The sequence below is a fragment of the Corynebacterium breve genome (assembly GCF_030252165.1).
Taxonomy (GTDB): Bacteria; Actinomycetota; Actinomycetes; order Mycobacteriales; family Mycobacteriaceae; genus Corynebacterium; species Corynebacterium breve.
The window spans coordinates 2,388,581-2,409,254 of the sequence record NZ_CP126969.1; the positions used below are offsets into that span (position 1 = coordinate 2,388,581).

Below are 20,674 nucleotides of genomic sequence, written 5' to 3' on the forward strand. Positions count from 1 at the left end.
CACCGCTCTCACCTTACCTGGGGGGCCAAATAGCTCGTCAAAATACCACAAACGTCTCACATACCGATACGATCAGTAAGGATGACTGATAACTCTCGGCCCCAGACCCAAAGCACATCGGGCTCTGGCGGCGATCGTCCCACCTCGGGCGATAACCAAGCGCAGCGACCGCGCAAGAAGCGCCGTCGCGGGCGCCGTCCTGCCTCAAATCAGGGCAATGCGCAGGGCGGAAACCAGGAGTCTAACCAAAACAAGAAGCAGTCAGCGGAGCCGAACTCGGGAAAGCCCGCATCGGGCGAGGGAACCCAGAAGCGATCTCGGCGCCGCCGCCGGCGCAAGTCCACCGGAGCAGCCGGGGCAACAGCACCCCAGGCTCAAGGCACTGAGAGCTCGCAAAAATCCGGACAGAAGTCAGGGCAAAAATCCGCTCAATCCAACCGCAAACGTGGCGGCAGCCAGCGCAATAGCAACCGGAATCGCCGCCCAGCGAACAGCCCACAGCAACGTCGCCAGCAGCAGGCCAGCTCTCGCATGGAAACTCGCGACGAGACCAGCGCAGGCGGTTTGGTCGTCTCCGGAATGGCCGAGGCCGTCGCAGCGGACGGTTCGGTGGACCTCTCGCGTATCTATGTCGCATTGATCGGCCGCCTCGACCGTCGGGGCCGCCTCCTCTGGTCGATGCCCAAGGGCCACGTGGAACCGGGCGAGCATCAGTGGCAAACAGCAGAGCGCGAGGTCTGGGAAGAAACCGGTATCTACGGGGAGGCTTTCTACTCCCTCGGCGTGATCGATTACTGGTTTGTGTCCGATAACGTGCGTATTCACAAAACCGTGCATCACAACCTCTTGCGCTACGTAGACGGAGTGCTTAACGACGAAGACCCAGAGGTCACCGAAGTTACATGGGTTCCGGTCGATGAGCTCATTGAGCACCTGGCGTACGCCGACGAGCGCAAGTTGGCTCGCCAAGCGCTTGATCACATGCCGGAACTGGCCAGAAAGGAACACGAGGCCGGAAGGGCAACCCCGCGGTGACCGGGCAGACCCCGCTGCGACGCCAGTGGAGACGTGTCGCTGCAGCCAGCCTTGCGATCGCCGGTCTAGCTGGGGCTTCCTCGTTTCCCGCCGCTGCGCTCCCGGTTCCCACCGACCCGACAAATCCGACGATCCACGACCAGTGGGTCAACACGGCAATCCGCCCTGACGATGGGCAGCAGAAAATCACCGTGTCGCTTATCGACGCCCCCTCCGCCATCACCGAGGGCGACGACTTCAAGGCCACCCTGGCGATCAAGAACGACTCCAAGAAAGACGTCGATGGACTAACCATTACGCCACGTCGTGGCCCGATCTCCGCATCTGTGGCGGACTCTCGCGTCGCAGCGGTGGCGGAACCTCATGAATACACAGAGGTGGGGGACCAGGTTGTCGTCGACAAGCGGATTAAGGCAGGGGAGACCTACAACGTCGAGGTGACCGTCCCTACTGATGTCACCCAGCCCGGCGCGATCACGATGCCAGCGCCGGCTGTGTACCCGTGGATGTTTGTGCTGGCGGGCAGCAACGGCGAGCACTTGGACTCCGAGCGCTTCCACCTTGCTGCGGAGAATGATGCGCCGGCCGAACAGCAGGCACCTCAAGTGACCATGCTCTATCCGATCACCGCGCAGACCGATATCCTGCCAGGCGAGACAGGGGAAGCCCCGGAGCGTCCGCCGCTGATGTTGTCGACTGAATCGCTGGCCGGTGAGCTCGAAGATGGCGGCCGCCTCGACGAATTGATCGACACTTACCTGGACGCGACCACTGGCACCAGCGGCGAGGCGATCACCCAGTCGACGTGTTTGGCGCTGGACCCGGCGCTCATTGACACCGTCGAACGGATGACGAAGGGCTACTCTGTGGCAAAGGCCCGCGAATCCGTGGTGCGGAAGCCACAGCGACTGCGCGACTCGTGGACAGAAAACGATTCTGACATCGAGTCCGCCCCTGGATCGGGCGAGCAGGATGCTGCTGCATGGCTAGAGAAGGTACAAAGCGCCGCACAATCCGGCTGCACTGTTGCTTTGCCGTGGTCGAACGCCGATGTCAATGGAGTGGCGCGCACTGGGGCGCCCTGGTTGATGCGCGAATCGATCAGCCGAGGCCAGTACACCCTGGAACAAATTCTGGGCGCCGAATCAATGTCCAACGTGGTGATCCCTCCGAGCGGGTACGTCACCGCTGACACCGCCCCAGCGATGGGCTGGGCCGATCGATCTGTCTCGGGCGCAACCACGAAGGGTGGCCTCTCCGCCGCATGGGAGCAGCAACACCCAATAGGAGTCGAACCGAACGCCAATGGCACCACGGCTGGGCAAAAAGCGCAGGAAACCAATCTCGAACGTACGGGGGCTCCAAGCCCACAGATGGCGGCTGCGCCAACGCCTGCCGAACCGGTCCACATCCTTGTGTCCTCCAACACCCTGGGCCAAGTAGCTCCGACGGACGACACGCAAGGGCAGCGTTTTGCCAATATCGGACCTGGCCTTACGGCCGTGACTTTTCAAGACTCACTCGCATCCACCCTGGCCGCCACCGGCGATCATCCCATCACCACGGGCTACTCCAACCCGGGTTTCCGATATGACTATGCGCTAGATTCCACCGCCGCCCGCGATATCACCGCAGCAAGCGCTGTGCGCCTCGCGGTCGGGGAGTCGACCACCGCGCCGGGCGAGACCGCCGGACAACCGGTCATGATCAACCCGCCGAGCACATGGGAGGCAGGCACCGCAGAGGAGATCCTGTCGGTCGTCGGCACGCTTTTCGACGACAACTCCGCCGAGCCGTTGTCACTTGCCGATTACATCACGCTGCCCGCCGACGTGACCGCAACTACTGCAGGCGAGCTGGGCACGCCGTTCTCGGATCCGACTGTGTTTTCCGATTCGGAGGTGCTCAGTGCTGGCCAGCAAGCGCGCTACGCCGATGACCTGACATCGCTGCTCGCCCCAGATCCCTCCATCGCACTGACTAGGTACGGGTTCTCGCTTCCGCTGCGACGCGACCTAATCACTGCACTCTCGCTCAACGGACGACGCTCCGCCGACACCTACAACGACGTCGCGAGCCATTCCAGCGAGGTACTCAACTCCACACGCGATACTCTCAACGAGCTGCGCGCCGCCATCTCGCTCATCCCACCGGGCAACGTGTACACGCGGACTTCGCCGTCGTCGCCTCTGCTGATCGTTGCGGAAAACGGCCTTCCGCTGCCGGTGGATGCGACGATCCTGTACGAAGCTCCTGATGGTACCGAGCTGCACACGCCGGAAACGATGCGGATCCCTGCGCGCGGCTCCATCACGATCCAGATGACGGCCACGCTGCCGGACGATCGCGAACGCACCGATCTCAAGCTTTACCTTGCCACCCCAAATGGCCAGCCGATTTCGCATCCGGTGAACATTTCGGTGCAAACTGCAGCCGGCGAGGTCGGCGCATTAGTCGTTGGCGGAGCGCTGGCCGTCTTTCTCGTTCTAGCGGTGCTGTTTCGCACGGGTAAAATGCGCGGGCGGAATCGTCGTGAAGCAATGCGCGATGACTCGCCCCAGGCACCGAGCTCCAACGCGCTCGACCGACCACCTGACAGGTAGGGATTGCCACACGTATTAGTTGCAAGTTTCCCCTGATGATTGGACGATTCGTGGATTCCCACACCCCACAACCACAGGACCCTCAGCGCCCGCTGGGGCAACGCCGCCGCATCGTGACACCAACGCCGCCGGCACCCGTACCTGTCCCGCGCAAGGCACCCGCACCGGTTGCGGAGCCGGTGGAAGACCGCTCGATGCTGACCACCAGTCCTTCCGGTGCGACGCTTGTCGACGAAGTCCCCACCCCGCCCGAGACCAGCGAAGTCGCCTCCAACGAGGATGTCGTGCGCTCAACGGGTTCGATGGCGATTGCGACGCTGCTGTCGCGCATCACCGGCTTCATCCGCACGGTGATGATCACCTCGATGCTCGGTGGCGCTATTGCCTCCGCCTTCAACCTGGCGAACACGCTGCCGAACATGATCACCGAGATCGTGCTCGGCTCCGTCCTCACAGCGCTCGTGGTGCCAGTGCTCGTGCGCGCGGAGAAGGAAGACGCGGATCGTGGCGCGCGGTTCATCCGCCAGCTATTCACGCTCACGCTGACGCTCATGCTGGGTGTCACTGTGATCGCAGTGGTGGCCGCACCGTGGCTCGTGGGCATCATGATGGAGGAAGACGCCAAGACGAACTCCGTACAAACCACGTCTTTTGCCTACCTGCTCCTTCCGCAGATCTTCTTCTACGGCATGTTCTCCTTGTTCATGGCGATCTGCAACACCAAAGGAGTGTTCCGCCCAGGCGCGTGGGCACCGGTGGCCAACAACGTCATTTCGATTTCCGTCTTGGCAACCTACCGTTTGGTGCCTGGGTCGCTTAACCCGGCGGCACCGTCGTCAGTTGCAGACCCCCACGTCCTCTTGCTCGGCTTAGGCACCACCCTGGGTGTTGTTGTCCAGTGTTTGATCATGCTGCCTTCGCTCAAGCGCTTGAAAATCGATCTGCGCCCGCAGTGGGGCATCGACGATCGCTTGAAGGAATTCGGTGGCATGGCCGTGGCGATTATCGCCTACGTGGCGATCTCCCAGCTGGGCTACGTGATCACCTCGCGCATCGCTACCGCCGCCGACGAATCCGCCTACGCCATTTACCAGCAGCACTGGCAGCTGCTGCAGGTACCGTATGGAATCATCGGCGTGACGCTGCTGACGGCGATCATGCCACGCCTTTCGCACAACGCCGCAGACGGCGACGACAAGGCCGTGGTCCGAGACCTCACCCTGGCTACCAAACTGACCTTTATCGCGCTGGTCCCGATCATCGTATTCATGACAGCCCTGGGCCCAGACATCGGCAACGCCTTGTTCGGCTACGGCGCATTCACCGGTGCCGAGTCACGCATCCTGGGTCTGACCATTAGCTTCTCCGCCTTCACGCTTATCCCTTACGCGCTAGTCATGCTGCACTTGCGCGTGTTCTACGCGCGTGAAGAGGCCTGGACCCCCACATTCATCATCGCGGGCATCACGCTAACCAAGGTCGTGCTCTCGTCGTTAGCACCGCTTGTGGCGTCATCGACCCAAAACGTGGTGGTGCTCCTTGGTGCCGCCAACGGTTTCGGCTTTGTCGCCGGTGCGATGATTGGCGCGTTCTTGCTGCGTCGCAAGCTCGGCAGCCTGCAGTTCCACACGATCTTGCGCACCACGCTGTGGGCCTTGGCCTCCGGCATCGTCGGTATCGCGGTGGCCCTTCTCGGTCGCTTCATCGTGCGCCTGACGCCGCTGGCACCGACCACGATCGCAACGTCGCTGGGCATGCGCGACTCCATCGGGTTGCTCGTGGAACTGGCCATCGAAGGCGTAATCTTCCTCATCGTCACCGGCATCGTCCTCTCCCGCTCCGGACTGCCTGAGGTGCAAAACCTGGGTCGAGTATTCTCCCGCATCCCGGGTCTCGGACGCTTCATCCGCCCGAACGAGGACAAGGCCATCGAGGTCGGCGAAACCGACCCACGCGCGATGTCGCAGCAGTTCCTCCTAGCCGATTCCTTTAACTCGTCACCGATCCCACCGCCAATGTCTGCTGGTGTCGTCCGCGGGCCGCGCCTAGTGCCCGGTGCTCCTGTGTCCGACGGCAAGTTCCGTCTGTTGGCCGAGCACGGATCGGTCGCCGGGGCCCAGTTCTGGCACGCCCGCGAAATCGCGACGGGCAGGGAAGTGGCTCTGACGTTCGTCGACACGCAAGGCCAGGCGCCAATGGCACCTGTCACGCCCGATGAGGCCGCGCGGAAGTCGGCTCAGATCGCGCGCCAAACCCGCGTCCTGCGCGATTTGAACCACCCAGCGATCGCACCAAACATCTCCGTGCTGTCCTACAGGTCCGGCTGCCTGATCGTTGCCGACTGGATCCCAGGCTCGTCTGTCAAGGCCGTCGCCGAATCCGGCGAAACTCTCCACCCAGAAGCCGTGGCCAATGGCATCGCACCGCTTTCCGACGTCATGGCCTGCGCCCTCGACCGTGGCATCTCGCTCGGCCTGGACAACCGAAACCGCTTGCGCGTGTCCACCGAGGGCAATGTCATGCTGGCGTTCCCGGCCGTTTTGCCGAACGCCAACAGTGAGACAGACCTGTCGTCGCTGGCATCGGCACTGGAGCTTTTGACCTCCGCTACCGGTGACGACGCAGGAGCCCAAGAACTCCCGCAGATCGCCAAGCGGGCGCGCACGCTTGCCGACGACCTGAAGAATCCCGACAACACCAACCCCACGGCGGATCAGTACCGCGAATTAGCTGCCGACCTCAACATCCTTGCAGGTGGCGTTCCGCTTGTCGACGAGGCTGCCACGGACAGCCACGGCCCGGACACCGAATCGATTCCGGTGATCATCGACGAGACGCCGAACCCAGACCACGTCTCCGGCTTCGGCTCTCGTGGCTACTCCGCGCCGGGATTCCTTGCGATCGTCGGTGCGGCCATCGCCGTCGTCGTCCTGATCGCCGCGCTGACGACCTACCTAGTCAGCGTCGTCGGTGCGAGCGACCCAGAGGCACCGGTGGCGCACGAAGCTGTCGAAGGCGAAGAGGGCGAGGCACTGGGCAGGCCACTGCCGATCATCGTCGATCTGGCCTCGTCTCGCGTCTGGCAAGCTCCAGGCCAAGACGCCGGAGCCGACAATCCGGACCAGGTGGCCAACCTGATCGACGGCAACCCGGATACCTCCTGGTCCAGCGACGAGTACCCCAACGGCCTGGGCACCAAGCCGGGCATTGGTGTCGTCGTCACTGCACAAGAGCAGATCGAGCTGCAGCACGTTGCGATTAACACGGAGACACCCGGGGCACGCTATGCAATCTACGGCCTGCCCAATGATCGCCCAACCGATGCTGAGACTACTCCTTTGGAGGAGCTCGATCTGCTTCGCGATGGCACCCTGCGCACCGCACGCAACACCCTAGAAATTGAGGGCAATCCGGAGGTCCACGGCGTGGTGATCTGGATCTCCGAGCTGCCCGCCAACCGTGAACCACTGGTGACTATTTCAGAGGTGAATCTCATCGGCATCCCGCTGGATAACTAGCAGCTAGTCCTTGCCCACCCGCCGGTCAATGCCGACGTGCCCATTACAGTACGCACGCGGTACCGGTGGGTTTTCGCATTGTTAGCCAATAATGAAGGTGATCATTTCATCATCGTTGTTCGGGGGAACACGAGAATCGGGGGAAATATGGTCGCCGCACCACAAGAGTTGGGGGCCACGCATGACGTGTTGGCGCGCGCCACGGATAAGCAGTTGGTGCGCGCCTACAACGCAGGCAGCTCTCGAGCTTTCGACGAAATCGTAGAGCGGCATCGGCTGCGCCTGACCTACGTGGCTCGTCGCTACGCGGACAACGAGCATGATGCCCAGGACATCCTGCAAGATGCGCTGTTTAAGGCCTCTCGCAACCTCCACGGCTTTCGCAACGAAGCCAGCCTTTCCACGTGGCTACACCGTCTGGTGATGAACTCCGGGCACGACTACATCAAACACAAGCGCCGCATGAGTTATTTGAGCTTGGATGATGCCGACAAAGTTAATCCCGACAGCAATCCGCTCCTCGCTCATGACCCCACGGCCTCAGTCGAGCGGCAAATCATGCTGCGCCAGGTGCTCGGCCGCCTACCGGAGACCCAGCGCAGGGCCATCTTGCTTCTCGACGTCGCCGGCCTCACCGTTGAAAAAGCCGCACAAGAGATGGGGGTGCGTCCCGGAACAGTGAAATCGCGCCGCAATCGCGCTCGGACGGCGCTGAAGGGTCACATTCGGGACACGGAATGAATGTTGGAAGGTCAACGTTGGAAACAACGAAGTAGAATGGCGCTGATAAACGCCATGACGTTTTCCACTTGATCCAAGGAGTCTTTCCGTTATGTCTGAAATCCGCGAGGTTATTGTTGTCGGTTCCGGTCCTGCCGGTTATACCGCAGCGCTATACACGGCCCGCGCGAACCTGAATCCGCTGGTGTTCGAAGGCTACGAATACGGTGGCGAATTGATGAACACCACCACCGTTGAAAACTTCCCGGGTTTCGAAGACGGCATCATGGGCCCCGACCTGATGATGGCGATGCGTGCACAGGCGGAGAAGTTTGGCGCAGAACTGCGCGGCGAACTGGTAGACCGCGTTGACCTCACCGGCGAAGTGAAGAAGGTCTGGGTCGGCGATGAAGAGCTCCAAGCACGCTCCGTCATCCTTGCCACCGGTGCGGCGCCGCGCCACCTAGGCATCCCTGGCGAGGAAAAGCTCACAGGCCGTGGCGTTTCCACCTGCGCGACCTGCGACGGCTTCTTCTTCAAGGAGCAGCACATTTCCGTGGTCGGCGGTGGAGACTCCGCGATGGAAGAGGCGACCTTCCTCAGCCGCTTTGGCTCCAAGGTCACACTGATTCACCGCCGCGATGAGTTCCGTGCTTCCCAGATCATGCTGGATCGCGTCAAGAACAACGACAAGATCGACATCATCACCAACACTGTGGTCGAAGAGGTGATCGAGGGTGAGGGCAAGGTCGCTGGACTGCGTCTGAAAAACGTCGTAACGGGCGAAACCTCAGAGCTCGATGCCACCGCAATGTTCGTCGCCATCGGCCACGACCCACGCTCGGGATTCCTCGAAGGTCAGGTGGAAACAAACGACGCTGGCTACGTGAAGGTCCAAGACCCTTCTACCCGTACAAACCTTCCTGGTGTCTTCGCGTGTGGCGACTTGGTAGATGATCATTACCAGCAGGCGATCACCGCAGCCGGCTCCGGCTGCCGTGCCGCTTTGGATGCAGAACAGTACTTGGAATCACTCTAAACATTCACTGAGTTGTCGTGTCTTGTTGGCAACCGTTGGCAAGATGAAAACTTTCTAATTTGAGGAAAAATGATGAGCAATCCTATCGATGTCACCCAAGCAACCTTCAAGTCAACCGTGGTCGATTCCGACAAGCCTGTCGTCGTTGACTTCTGGGCCGAATGGTGCGGGCCGTGCAAGAAGTTGACGCCGCTACTAGATGAAATCGCAGGTGAGATGGGAGACAAGGTCACCATCGCGAAGGTCAACGTGGACCAGGAGCGCGCCCTCGGAGCCATGTTCCAGGTCATGTCGATTCCTACCGTATTAATCTTCAAAAACGGCGAGAAGGTCGATGAGTTTGTCGGCCTGCGACCCAAGGCTGAAATCGTAGACAAGATTAGCGCGCAGCTTTAACTGGTAATCTGAACGACAAGCCTTAAGATAAGGTGAAAATCGGAACGTTGAGTAACCAATAGTTTCGCCTACGCGTAGTACACCAGACATTACGCAGGAAAGGAGCACTGTGACTCGAATTCTCCACGTTGGAGATTCCAGCGCACGCGTTGCCGAAGTCCGCTCGACGATGGCACGTCTCGGTTTACTCCCTGGATTTTCAGGTGATGTCGGAGACTGGAAAAACCGTAGCTTCTCCAACGAAGAAAAGTATTTCGACGAGGATCTGTCCGAGGTGCTCAAGGCATTTCAGCAATCTCGTGGCATCGTCCCTTCGGGTTCGATCGATGATGTAACACTACGTGAGCTGCGCGAGGCCTCATACACCCTCGGCGCACGTGTGCTGTCCTACGAGCCGAACCAAGTCTTGGTCGGCGATGACGTCAGCCAATTGCAGCGCCAGCTCCAAGAGCTCGGATTTTACTCTCACAAGGTCGACGGTCACTTCGGCCAGCAGACCTACGAAGCACTAAAGAATTACCAGCTCAACTACGGTCTGCAGGACGACGGCGTGTGTGGCCCCGATACACTACGCGCGCTAAGCCTCTTGGGCCGTCGCATCACTGGTGGTTCAACCCAAGCCATCCGCGAGCGTGAAAACGTGCGCCAAGCCGGTCCGATGCTCGCCGGTAAGCGCGTTGTCATCGACCCAGCCTTGGGTGGAAACGAAAAGGGCGAAACTGTCCACGGACCTTATGGTGCAATCACCGAGGAAGACATCCTCTGGGACCTAGCCACCCGCATCGAGGGTCGCATGATCGCCGCCGGAATGGAAACGATCATCTCCCGCCCGCGCATGGACAACCCTTCCGCAAAGGATCGCGCCGAGATTGCCAACGCTTTCGACGCCGACGCTGTCATCTCCTTGCACCTGGACCGCTACGACAACGAGAAGGCCAACGGCGTAGCCACCTTCTACTTCGGTTCCGAAACAGGTGCTTCTTCGATGACTGGCGAGACTCTCTCTGGGTTTATCCAGCGCGAGATCGTCGCTCGCACTGACCTCAACAACTGCTACAACCACGGCCGCACCTGGGACGTTTTGCGCCTCACCCGCATGCCGTCGGTCGAGGTCGTCTTGGGTTACGTGACCAACCCTGACGACGTGCAGATCCTCACCGATCCTCAGCAGCGCGACGCGATCGCAGAAGCCATCGTCGTATCTGTCAAGCGTCTCTACCTGCTCGGCCAGGACGACCAACCAACCGGCACCTACAACTTTGCCGAGTTGCTTAAGCTAGAACAGGCCTAAATTTGCGCGCCTGATCAGGGCAGACGGTACCGCGTGGTTCTCGTCTGCCCTGTTTTTTCTAACCTGCCCTGGTCCACCAGCTTTTTCAGCAGCCGATACGCGCGTTGCTGACTGACCTGCATCGCCGTCGCGACATCACCGCTGGTCGCCTCGCCCTGGCCAGCGATAAATTGGACAACTCGGGCCTCCGGCGAATCATCTACGCCCGCTGCTTGTCGACGAAACACCGGCCACCTTTGGCACACTGCCAGCACTTCAGACACTGACAGTTGCGTTGCGGTGGCTGCCTCTTCATCGCTCGCCTCGGGGTGCGTGTGGAAGTAGTGCACAATGTGCAAGGCGTCCAAGCTCAGAGGCTCCGGACTGGATGCGATGATATGGGGCAGCTGGTCGTCGACAAGCGTGTGCGAAACGGTGACTGTCACAGCCTGATCATGCGTCCCCTGGAAAGTCGGGGCGGGGTGGCCCGCCTGGAGTTGCTCGGTGGTGACCTTCATCAGTCCCAGACCGGCGCCCGTTGCGATGCCACTACGCGAGATCGCGGTGGAGAGCACGAGGCTGCGGGGAGCATAGGTGGCCGTGGAGGAACACGCCTTGTCGCCGGTGACGCCACGAGGGAAACCACCCGGGCTGGTGACGCTGGTGCGTTTGTCGTCGGTGGATACATAGATCGCCTGAGGGAGAAAGTAGTCGCGGTGTGTGACAGCATTGACTACCAGCTCCTTCACAGGGACCCCTAGTTTTTCGCTCTGTTTGTGCAGGTCGTTGAGGAAGATAGCTAGCGCCGCCGACGAGCGGAGTGTGCGGCGCATCGTCCCCACCTCGACAAAGACAATTCGGTGGTAGGGGAGGTGGCGTGCAATCGCATCTGGGGTTCCGAACAACAGCACTGCGCCCAGGGTGATGGGCTCGATGGAGTCGTCGCGCAGACCGAGCGCGCGGACGAGGTCATCGTCGGAAAGCTCGGCCAGGACTGGATCTCCATCACTCGCGGCGATGAGTTCCCGCCATGCGTCGAAGGCGGCGGGGTCGAGGTCGTCTTCCGTTGCGCCGGTGGCTGGGATGCGCGCCCAGTCGATTCCATTGGCGTCGCGGTAGCGGGTGAACAAATAGGTCGGGTCCATGCCGTGGCACTCGGCGATGCCTTGGGTATTCAATCGACGCGCGCGGTACACACCCCAGCGGGTGGCAACCGGGGTCAAGGACGGTTCCACGGTGATGGCAACCACCTCTTCGCCATCAATCTGAACTACATCAACGTGTGAGGCCAGCGGGGGAGAGGTGTGCCTTTTGATCATCGACTCAAGCGCGTGAGGGTCCGTTTCGTTCGAATGAAATGGATAGCAACCGCTGACAGTTCCATCCTGGTCGACGCCGATGCATAACGTCCCGCCCTCTCCATTGGCAAGGCAGGTGAGACTTTCAATCACTGCGCGTTCGTTGATATAAGCGGGGGAAGTCCGTCGAGCGAACGCGACTTTCAGGCCTTGACCCTGGGAAATGAGGCGTGTGATTTCGTCGCTGTGCATGATGGATACGGTATTCCCTCGCTAGAGTTTATTCAATCAAAATTACATCAATGGTAATAATACAATCGCGTGAATGGTTTTACACTCTAGCGGGGACTTCGCTCAAAAGCTGTTCAATCTCTCGAGCTGTAAGAAGTCCGTGCTCTGGCGGTAGCTTCAATCGAAGTCGCGGAATCACCGGATGATCTTCAATCACCTTAAATCCGGCACCTTCTAGGGTGTCAGCCTCGGCCAGCCCGATCTTCGCTGCCTTATCGACGAGCCCCTGTACATAGCCTGACGCCGCATCTCCCGACTCTGCCCGGAACCCAAAGGCTTCGATCGCCGGGACACCCCGCTCTGTCAACGCCATAATCGAAGCATCGAGCAGCACGGCTTCCCACCCACGGTGCGCTGCCACCGGATCGATGTGCACGCTGGTGAGTAGATAGGCGTCCGAAGAAACGGGCGCGGTGGGCATGCGCAAAGCCCCGGGGGCCTCCAACGCCGGGCAAAACAACACAGTGGCAAATGCACGGTGGTCAGTTCCACGCTCCACGATGTTGAATCCGCAAAAACCTTGATGAAAACACTGGGTGGTCAGCCAGGCTTCCTTATCCACTTCCGGTTGAACAGCAGAAAAGTCCTCGACTAGTGGGTCAAGCTCCCAAAAAGTCGAGGAGGCGCATAGGCGATGAACTCGTGGAATAGAGTCATAGTCAACGGGACAGACCGTCGCTTTGCCCATCGCCACGAGTGACCACCCTTAGTTCTGGTTGTTTCCTTCAATCAAAGACATGATGCGTTCGAAATCATCTTTGTCGCTGAATTCTACGACAATCTTGCCTTTGCGCCTACCCATCGAGACGCTCACCTTGGTGTCCCAGGAATCGGCGAGTTTCTCAGCCGCGTGTGACAAAAACTCTGGTTGAGGTGCCGGATCGCGACGCTTTTTCTCTGGGACCTCGCCGCTCTTATTCAGCAGAGTGACTGCCTCTTCCGTCGCGCGGACGCTGAGGCCCTCCGCTACAACGCGGTCAGCAAGCATCTCGGTGGCCTCGTCGCCAAGCTTGATGCCCAGAAGCGCACGGGCGTGACCTGCGGAGAGCACACCCACTGCCACGCGGCGCTGGACGCTCACAGGAAGCTTGAGAAGACGGATCATGTTTGTAATTACCGGGCGGGAGCGGCCCAGTCGCTCGGCGAGCTCCTCCTGAGTGACGTCGAACTCTTCCAAGAGCTGCTGGTATGCCGCGGCTTCTTCTAACGGGTTCAGCTGCACGCGATGGATGTTTTCCAACAGTGCATCGCGGAGCATGTCACTGTCGGAAGTCTCTCGCACGATCGCAGGGATCGTCGCTAAGCCTGCCTTGGACGATGCGCGCCAGCGGCGTTCACCCATGATCAGTTCGAAGCGGTCGCCGTCTGGCCTGACAACGATCGGCTGCAACAGGCCAAACTCGCGGATCGAGTGAACTAACTCGGCAAGTTCTTCCTCGCCAAACACGGTACGAGGCTGCTTGGGGTTTGGAACGATCTGGTCAATCGGAATTTCGCGGTAGGTCGCTCCGAACGACGTCACGGCCTCGTCCTGCTTAGGCGATGCATCTGCAGGAACGCGAGAAGGCTGTGGCGTCGCTGCTGGCTTCGGCGTGGATACGATGGGGGCCCCAGGGATCGTAGGCGCGCCCTTGACCTGCTTTGCACGAGCGCCCTTCTCGCCGCCCAGGATGAGATCGGCAGCGCCATCACCAAGACCGCTGGCCGCGCCTGGCTGGTCAGCGCCCGATGGGATGAGCGCGGCGAGACCGCGTCCAAGTCCACCTTTTCGAGTAGGTTCCTTCGCCATTTATTCCTCCACACTCTCCTCATCAACCGCATCGGCCTCGTCAGCCGGGCCATTTAGTTGTGCCGCAATATCGGGGCTCACGCCAATGGGCCCTGTCGATTCGTGCGGCTGGTAATCCCCACGTGTTGCCAGCTCCTTGGCCGCATCCAAATACGCCAAAGCGCCCCGAGAGCCCGGGTCATAATCGATCACGGTCTGCCCGAAACCTGGCGCCTCGGAAACCTTGACCGACCGCGGGATGACGTTGTTTAACACCACATCACCAAACTGGTTACTCACCTCGTCGACAACTTGCTGCGACAGCTTGGTTCGTCCGTCATACATAGTGAGGATGATCGCCGAAATATGCAGCTGCGTGTTCAGGTGCTGGCGAATCATGGTGATGTTACCTAGCAGCTGGCCCACGCCCTCTAGGGCGTAGTACTCGCACTGGATCGGGATCATGACTTCGTTGACCGCGGTCATTGCATTGATCGTCAACAGGCCAAGTGATGGAGGACAATCAACAAACACATAGTCAAAGCCGGCTTCTTCCAAGAACTCTTGGTGCAACGCATCCGCTAAGCGATACTCACGCCGCACCAAGCTCACCAGCTCGATCTCCGCACCTGCCAGGTCAATGGTCGCCGGAATGCAGAATAGGTTTTCGTTTGCTGGCGATTGCTGCACGGCTTCAGCCGCTGAGACCTCGCCGATGAGTACTTCATAGCTCGACAAAGTTCCCGTACGATGCTCCACACCGAGCGCAGTAGACGCATTGCCCTGCGGATCTAGGTCGATGACCAACACCTTCAGGCCGTGGTACGCCAGGGACGCCGCCATATTCACAGACGTTGTCGTCTTGCCCACGCCACCTTTTTGGTTTGCGATAGTAATTGTGCGCGGTGCGTCGGGCTTAGGCAACGACAGCGAGCCCGTGGACACCTGGGCCGCGCGTCGGGCTGCGGCAGCAATTGGGGTGTCATCCCACTGCTGTTCATCCAGATTATTGTCATCCATGGATGTGGCTTGCCCTCGTTTCCACTCGTCCTGCCCCTTCAAAATTAAAGGGAATCTTCTACCACCTTAGTGTGTCGCCACGACACGTGTTTAGCGCACCCGAGGAATGCGAATCAACGTCGTTGGTTCTGCAAGAAGGTCGGCCCCAACGGTGAAAATTTCACCTTCGCCACCCCCAGCCTTTTTGATGTCGTTGCGGTCGCGTTCCAGTTCTTCACTTACCGACGAGCCCTTCATCGCCACCATCGCGCCACCCTTGTTGGCCAATGGCAGCGACCAGCGGGCCAGTTTGCCCAGTGGAGCTACCGCTCGCGAGGTAACGGCGTCGAACGTGCCACGCGACTGGTCCTCTGCCCGACCACGAATTACGGTGACGTTGTCCAAGCCGAGTTCGTCCTTGATTTCACCCAAGTACACGGAGCGCTTCAGCAGCGGCTCGATGAGCGTGATCTGCAAATCTGGACGAGCGATCGCCAGTGGAACGCCCGGAAGGCCAGCTCCCGATCCGATATCAGCGATAGTGATTCCCTCGTCGAAAGCCTCAGAGATCACTGCACAGTTTAGAATGTGCCGGCTCCAAAGTCGGCTAACTTCCTTCGGACCAATGAAACCACGCTCCGCGGCAGTTGTGGCCAATGAATCGTGGTAGGCCTGAGCAATGTCGAGGCGATCGCCAAATACTTTCGCTGCAACCTCGGGGGCGATTTCAAACTCAGCTGACACGGCTGTGTACTCCTTAGCGTGGGAAGGGCTGGGGATTTACTTCTCTTCCACAATAGCTAAGTGACTGAGTAAACAATAAACCGCCTTCCCCGATACAAACTTGCCGGGGAAGGCGGTTTACCTGCGCTCTCAACGTGGCATTTAATTGCCTTGCTGGCCTTGCTTGCGCTGCTTCTTGGTGCGCTTGTCTACCTTGCGCGAACCCACCTGTGGAGCCGTAGTGCGCTTGGCTTCTTTCTTCGCCGCCTCTTCGGCCGCTTCCTCTTCGTCCATCTTCCGGAAAACGATGACGTTTTGCACAAAGGTCCAGATGTTGTTTGCAAACATGTAGAACAGCAGACCGATGTGCCACAGGAAGCCGGTGAACAGGATCATGCCTGGCAGGAACCAGAGCATCATCTTGTTCATCATGTTCATCTGCATTTCCATCATCTCAGCGTTGTCGCCGGTTGGAGCAGCGGTCTTGCCGGAATCACGACGCTTCTTCTGCCGGCTCAAGGACAGGCGAGCGTTGAAGTGCGTGAACAGGGCAATAGTCAGAATCAGCGGCACCGCAACGGCGACAACCTGCCACCGTTCAAAGTTCGTGGTGTACGCATCCATCATGTCCGCCGGCATCGAAATGAATGCCGAGATCGGAACCCCGAAGATGGTTGCGTCTAGGAAGGACTGCACCTCAGACGGGTTAAAGATGTAGTTGGCGGTATTGCGGTTCTGCTCAACAGTCAGGCCCAACTGACCGGCACCCGTACCCGTGCGGTTGAAGGAACGCAGAACGTGGAAGAGACCGAAGAACACCGGCATCTGGACCAGCGGCGCAACACAGCTGGCCAACGGGTTCATCTTGGCTTCTTTGTAGAGCTTCTGGGTCTCCTCGGCCATCTTGGCCTGGTCGTTTTTGTATTTTGCCCGGATCTCCTGCATTTGCGGCTGGAGTTCCTGCATCTTGCGGCCGGAACGCATTTGGTTCACGGTCGGCTTGACCAGCAAGATACGGATGGTGAACGTCAGGAACATGATGGCCAAGATCCAGGTGATACCTGCACCTTCGCCGAACACAAAACCAAAGATTTTGTGCCAGAACCAGAGCACGGCCGAAATTGGCCAATAGATGAAGTTCAGCACTTGGTGTCGTAACTCCTCAAGTTGGTCGGGTGGGGGTCAATTACTCGCTTCGCGGGACGGGGTCGAACCCACCCGGATGCCACGGCCCACATTTTGCAAGACGCGTAATGGCTAAAAGGCTACCGCGCAACGCGCCGTGGCGAGACACCGACTCCAGCGCATACGCACTACAGGTGGGCTCAAAACGGCAAGTCGAATACATCTTAAGCGGTGAGATGTACTTTTGGTACAGCCTCACCAGGTAAACAAGAGCCTGGGAACCAACACCTCGCGGCTCAGGGATCGCCTGGCCCTCTGTGTTGTAGTGGTGAAAGTCACCCATCGGTGTTACCTCGTTTTCCGCTGCGCTTTGCCTAGTGCGGCGGTGAGGTCGTCGTTAAGCTCTGCACTTGTAGCAACGCCCGATCCAGGCAGCGCACGAATGACAATGTCAGTTGCAGGATCAAGCTTATCGACGAGTCCCATGCACAGGTGACGAAGCCGGCGGGAGGTGCGATGACGAATCACTGCATTGCCGACGGCTTTAGACACAATCAGCCCGAACCGAGGACCGCCAGTAATGACGGGTTCGGTGCGGGCTGCGTGATACACCACGAGGGTGCGGCTACCGGCACGTGTGCCAGTTTTCATCGTCCAGCGAAAATCACCAGACGATGCGAGCTTATGAGCTGTGGGCAGCACTTAAGCAGTGACTTTTGCACGGCCCTTGCGGCGACGTGCGGAGACGATAGCGCGTCCTGCACGAGTACGCATACGGGTGCGGAAGCCGTGCTTACGGGAACGACGACGGTTGTTAGGCTGGAATGTCCGCTTCGACACGGTGAACTCCTTGAAATTATGCGACGGCCAGCGGTAACTCGCCGAACACGACGAACTACCTCCCGGGTTTTTGACCGTCCGGGATTGAAAAATTAAGCGTGAGGTGCGCGTTTCGAAGAGCGAACTGGTTCTCCGTCGGTCGCATGCATTATCTGCACTGACTCGCTAGATGCGGCCCGGTGGACTGTGCTGATAGTGCTCCCACACACGCTGTGTCTCCGACGAGCGCAGACGAGCGTGATAGACCATCCCAGGCTACGTGAGTGTGGGGTCGGTAGACAAATCGACACGCTAAAGGTTTTCACTTCCAGATCCGGGTACCCCCGAAATTACAAAGATGTGTTTTTGTGCAGTTCAGCGGGCAAATCGCCGGAGTGTACTGCGGAAGTATATACGTCGACTTTCCTTATTTAATTACGCGGAAAGTTAATTTCACGGGGGAGCGATCTTTCGCCTAGACACCTTGATCATCAACCGAGTAACAATGAAGAAATGACACACAAACCACACCGTGTGGAAAACCGAAACTGTGGATAACGCTCAATCAAGTGTTGAGACTTAGTTTCTCAGGATCGGAAATACCCAGCTCAAAGCGTATTTTTGGGCGGGGTAGTGTTATCCACAGGTCGTCGACTAGGCTGTGGAGAACTGGTGCAGTAAAGTTATCCACAGGTGTGGACAACATTGTGAAAACAGTGGTAGACCGCCAAAATTGGTCAACACGGGATGTGAATTACAAGTGAACAACACGTTTCAAGCTGTATAGATTTATGGCCGGGAACCTGTCGGAGTGGTGATATTTTCCTATGGTTTTCAGCCAGAAATAAATACAACTTTGCATTCACACAGAAAATGAAAAAGGGCGGACAACGAGGTAGCAGTGGCAGAGCAACACACCCAGGTCGAAGCAACGTGGCGCATGGTCGTCGACGAGTTGCTCGAACTATCTGAGCGTCCGAATTCGGACGTCCCAACGTTTACCCACCAGGAACGCGCATACCTGCAGCTAGTACAGCCGGTAATGATCGTTGACGGTTACGTCGTGCTAAATGCACCCCATGCCGCGGCGAAATCTGTTATTGAGAACAACATCGGCCCGCACATCACTTCGGTGCTGTCGCGCCACCTTGGGCGCCCTTGCACCCTTGCCGTTTCTGTGCGTGCACCTGAGACTCCCCAAGCACCAGAACCTCAGCAAAATCACACTTATTCTGCACCCGCAGAGCCACAGTCTGTTGAGGATCATCCACAACTGGACCCACAGTTTCCACCACTCCCGACGCAACCACCTCAAGTTACGCAGCAGTTCGCAGATACCCAGGCGTATAACGCGCCATCAAACTGGACTGCCACTTATAGTCGCCCCGTGCAACCTGAGGTAGGCCAGACCTTCCCAATTGGCATCGACGAACTTGCTCAACTGCAGGCTGAGACGCAGGAACCACGTCGGCAGGATTTTTCTCACCCAGTGGTTGAACGCCAACGGCTTCCGCGCGAAAAACCTGCACACGATCCCGACCGCGAAGCGAGCCTGAATCCGAAGTACACCTTTGAAAACTTCGTTATCGGCTCTTCTAATCGTTTTGCCAATGGCGCCGCCGTCGCAGTCGCAGAAAACCCTGCCCGCGCCTACAATCCGCTCTTCATTTGGGGCGGATCCGGCCTTGGTAAGACTCACCTTCTCCATGCCGCTGGAAACTATGCGCAGGTTCTCCAACCTGGACTTCGGATCAAATATGTCTCCAGTGAGGAATTCACCAACGATTACATCAACTCAGTGCGAGACGACCGACAGGAGTCATTTAAGCGTCGCTACCGCAATCTCGACATCTTGATGGTCGATGACATCCAGTTCTTGGAAGGCAAAGAAGGTACCCAGGAAGAGTTCTTCCACACGTTCAACTCCTTGCACCAGTCGAATAAACAAATAATCTTGTCGTCCGACCGACCGCCGCGCCAGCTAACAACTCTGGAAGATCGCCTTCGCACGCGCTTCGAGGGTGGCCTTATTACCGACGTCCAGCCGCCCGATCTTGAAACTCGCATCGCAATTTTGATGAAGAAGGCTTCGGCCGACGGAACTCAGGTAGATCACGCAGTATTAGAGCTGATCGCATCGCAATTCGAGTCGTCGATCCGCGAGCTTGAAGGCGCACTTATTAGGGTGTCTGCGTATTCATCCCTGATCAACGAGCCGATCACTCTCGATGTCGCACAAATCGCCTTGCGTGACATTCTTCCCGATGGGGGAGCGGTCGAGATCAACGCAGCGACTATCAAGGAAGCGGCTGCGGACTACTTTGATATTTCCGTCGATACGCTGACGGGCGCCGGAAAAACCCGCGCTGTAGCACACGCACGCCAGATTGCGATGTATTTGTGCCGCGAGCTGACCGACTTGTCACTGCCCAAGATTGGCGACGAATTCGGCGGGAAGGACCACACCACCGTGATGTACGCAGAACGCAAGATTCGTAAAGAAATGACCGAAAAGCGCGACACCTACGACGAAATCCAGGAGTTGACCCAAAACATCAAGAACCGCGGTCGCGTGTAGTTTCTGCTCGCTCAGTTTCGTAAAACCCCTGCTCACTTCGTGGTGTGCGGGGGTTATTCACATCTTCCACAGGTTTATCCACACCTGTGTAATTACGTCTATGTAACTTAATGAATTTGGTCACAAAGTTACTTAGATCACGTGCGGGCTCATCCTGTGGATAACTACGTTTTGGCTGTTAGGAACCGGTGGATACTCGCGAAGAAAATGGGGAAGAATCAAGCAAGTGCCAAGTTATCCACAGATCTCTCGATTTATCCACAATTCATCCACAAGCAAAATCACACCCTAAATTGCCGTGGCAACCTCGAACGATGCACCCCTATCCACAAGTTGCACAGGACCTATTGTAGTTACCAAATCTTTTACTATAAATAATCCTTGTAGAAGAAGGATGTGGGGAAACTTCGCGGCCAAGCTGATCTGACCAACGGATCAACACGCAAGGGCAAATGACAAAATGACTTGTTCCGGCATAGAGTGGTGAGCGAC

General features: G+C 58.5%; 17 protein-coding genes. 8 read left to right on the forward strand and 9 right to left on the reverse strand.

Annotation, left to right across the window (positions count from 1 at the left end; translation table 11 throughout):
• Positions 1-81 precede the first annotated feature (81 nt).
• The 7 genes from QP027_RS11440 (at position 82) to QP027_RS11470 (ending at position 10,602) form a co-directional block, all read left to right on the forward strand.
• Positions 82-1,035, forward strand: coding sequence for an NUDIX hydrolase (locus QP027_RS11440; RefSeq protein ID WP_284824948.1), 954 nt, complete (start codon positions 82-84; stop codon positions 1,033-1,035).
• Entirely contained in the window at positions 1,032-3,638 is a 2,607-nt protein-coding gene (locus QP027_RS11445) for a hypothetical protein (protein WP_284824949.1), read from the forward strand. The genes QP027_RS11440 and QP027_RS11445 overlap by 4 nt, the downstream gene beginning before the upstream one ends.
• Positions 3,639-3,673: 35 nt before the next feature.
• Entirely contained in the window at positions 3,674-7,156 is a 3,483-nt protein-coding gene (locus tag QP027_RS11450; protein ID WP_284824950.1) for a lipid II flippase MurJ, read from the forward strand.
• Between the two features lie 36 nt (positions 7,157-7,192).
• A complete protein-coding gene (locus tag QP027_RS11455) occupies positions 7,193-7,897 on the forward strand; it encodes a sigma-70 family RNA polymerase sigma factor (RefSeq protein WP_349293168.1) in 705 nt (234 codons plus the stop codon).
• A gap of 91 nt (positions 7,898-7,988) precedes the next feature.
• Entirely contained in the window at positions 7,989-8,915 is a 927-nt protein-coding gene (gene trxB / locus QP027_RS11460) for a thioredoxin-disulfide reductase (RefSeq protein WP_284824952.1), read from the forward strand.
• A gap of 72 nt (positions 8,916-8,987) precedes the next feature.
• On the forward strand, positions 8,988-9,311 hold the full coding sequence (gene trxA / locus QP027_RS11465; protein WP_284827047.1) for a thioredoxin: 324 nt from the start codon (positions 8,988-8,990) through the stop codon (positions 9,309-9,311).
• Positions 9,312-9,420: 109 nt separating this feature from the next.
• Positions 9,421-10,602 (forward strand): N-acetylmuramoyl-L-alanine amidase, encoded by a 1,182-nt coding sequence (locus tag QP027_RS11470; RefSeq protein ID WP_284824954.1) that lies wholly within the window; start codon positions 9,421-9,423, stop codon positions 10,600-10,602.
• 14 nt (positions 10,603-10,616) lie between these two features.
• On the opposite strand, the gene QP027_RS11475 is transcribed toward QP027_RS11470, so the two are convergent.
• From QP027_RS11475 to rpmH, 9 genes are all read right to left on the reverse strand, one after another.
• Positions 10,617-12,131: an RNA-binding domain-containing protein gene (locus QP027_RS11475; RefSeq protein ID WP_284824957.1), complete on the reverse strand. Its 1,515-nt coding sequence runs from the start codon at positions 12,129-12,131 to the stop codon at positions 10,617-10,619.
• A 79-nt stretch (positions 12,132-12,210) separates the two neighbouring features.
• Positions 12,211-12,858 carry a hypothetical protein gene (locus QP027_RS11480; protein ID WP_284824958.1) on the reverse strand — a complete coding sequence of 216 codons (648 nt, stop codon included), beginning with the start codon at positions 12,856-12,858 and terminating at the stop codon, positions 12,211-12,213.
• Between the two features lie 18 nt (positions 12,859-12,876).
• The gene (locus QP027_RS11485) at positions 12,877-13,959 is read right to left on the reverse strand and encodes a ParB/RepB/Spo0J family partition protein (protein ID WP_284824959.1); all 1,083 of its coding nucleotides are present in this window, start codon (positions 13,957-13,959) and stop codon (positions 12,877-12,879) included.
• Entirely contained in the window at positions 13,960-14,943 is a 984-nt protein-coding gene (locus tag QP027_RS11490; protein ID WP_284827049.1) for a ParA family protein, read from the reverse strand. It abuts the gene before it with no gap.
• A gap of 105 nt (positions 14,944-15,048) precedes the next feature.
• Positions 15,049-15,681 carry a 16S rRNA (guanine(527)-N(7))-methyltransferase RsmG gene (rsmG, locus tag QP027_RS11495; RefSeq protein WP_284824961.1) on the reverse strand — a complete coding sequence of 211 codons (633 nt, stop codon included), beginning with the start codon at positions 15,679-15,681 and terminating at the stop codon, positions 15,049-15,051.
• A 141-nt stretch (positions 15,682-15,822) separates the two neighbouring features.
• On the reverse strand, positions 15,823-16,806 hold the full coding sequence (gene yidC / locus QP027_RS11500) for a membrane protein insertase YidC (protein ID WP_284824963.1): 984 nt from the start codon (positions 16,804-16,806) through the stop codon (positions 15,823-15,825).
• 40 nt (positions 16,807-16,846) lie between these two features.
• Entirely contained in the window at positions 16,847-17,128 is a 282-nt protein-coding gene (yidD, locus tag QP027_RS11505; protein WP_284824964.1) for a membrane protein insertion efficiency factor YidD, read from the reverse strand.
• Positions 17,129-17,133: 5 nt separating this feature from the next.
• On the reverse strand, positions 17,134-17,487 hold the full coding sequence (gene rnpA / locus QP027_RS11510) for a ribonuclease P protein component (RefSeq protein WP_284824966.1): 354 nt from the start codon (positions 17,485-17,487) through the stop codon (positions 17,134-17,136).
• The gene (rpmH, locus tag QP027_RS11515) at positions 17,488-17,625 is read right to left on the reverse strand and encodes a 50S ribosomal protein L34 (protein WP_284824968.1); all 138 of its coding nucleotides are present in this window, start codon (positions 17,623-17,625) and stop codon (positions 17,488-17,490) included.
• Positions 17,626-18,505: 880 nt separating this feature from the next.
• On the opposite strand from rpmH, the gene dnaA reads away from it, so the two are divergent.
• On the forward strand, positions 18,506-20,182 hold the full coding sequence (gene dnaA, locus QP027_RS11520; RefSeq protein ID WP_432418594.1) for a chromosomal replication initiator protein DnaA: 1,677 nt from the start codon (positions 18,506-18,508) through the stop codon (positions 20,180-20,182).
• The last annotated feature ends 492 nt before the right edge of the window (positions 20,183-20,674 follow it).

Coding starts and splice junctions, on each gene's coding strand:
- QP027_RS11480 (WP_284824958.1), bottom strand. CDS start 12,858: ATGGGCAAAGCGACGGTCTGTCCCGTTGACTATGACTCTATTCCACGA.
- QP027_RS11450 (WP_284824950.1), top strand. CDS start 3,674: ATGATTGGACGATTCGTGGATTCCCACACCCCACAACCACAGGACCCT.
- QP027_RS11440 (WP_284824948.1), top strand. CDS start 82: ATGACTGATAACTCTCGGCCCCAGACCCAAAGCACATCGGGCTCTGGC.
- QP027_RS11475 (WP_284824957.1), bottom strand. CDS start 12,131: ATGCACAGCGACGAAATCACACGCCTCATTTCCCAGGGTCAAGGCCTG.
- trxA (WP_284827047.1), top strand. CDS start 8,988: ATGAGCAATCCTATCGATGTCACCCAAGCAACCTTCAAGTCAACCGTG.
- trxB (WP_284824952.1), top strand. CDS start 7,989: ATGTCTGAAATCCGCGAGGTTATTGTTGTCGGTTCCGGTCCTGCCGGT.
- yidD (WP_284824964.1), bottom strand. CDS start 17,128: ATGGGTGACTTTCACCACTACAACACAGAGGGCCAGGCGATCCCTGAG.
- QP027_RS11485 (WP_284824959.1), bottom strand. CDS start 13,959: ATGGCGAAGGAACCTACTCGAAAAGGTGGACTTGGACGCGGTCTCGCC.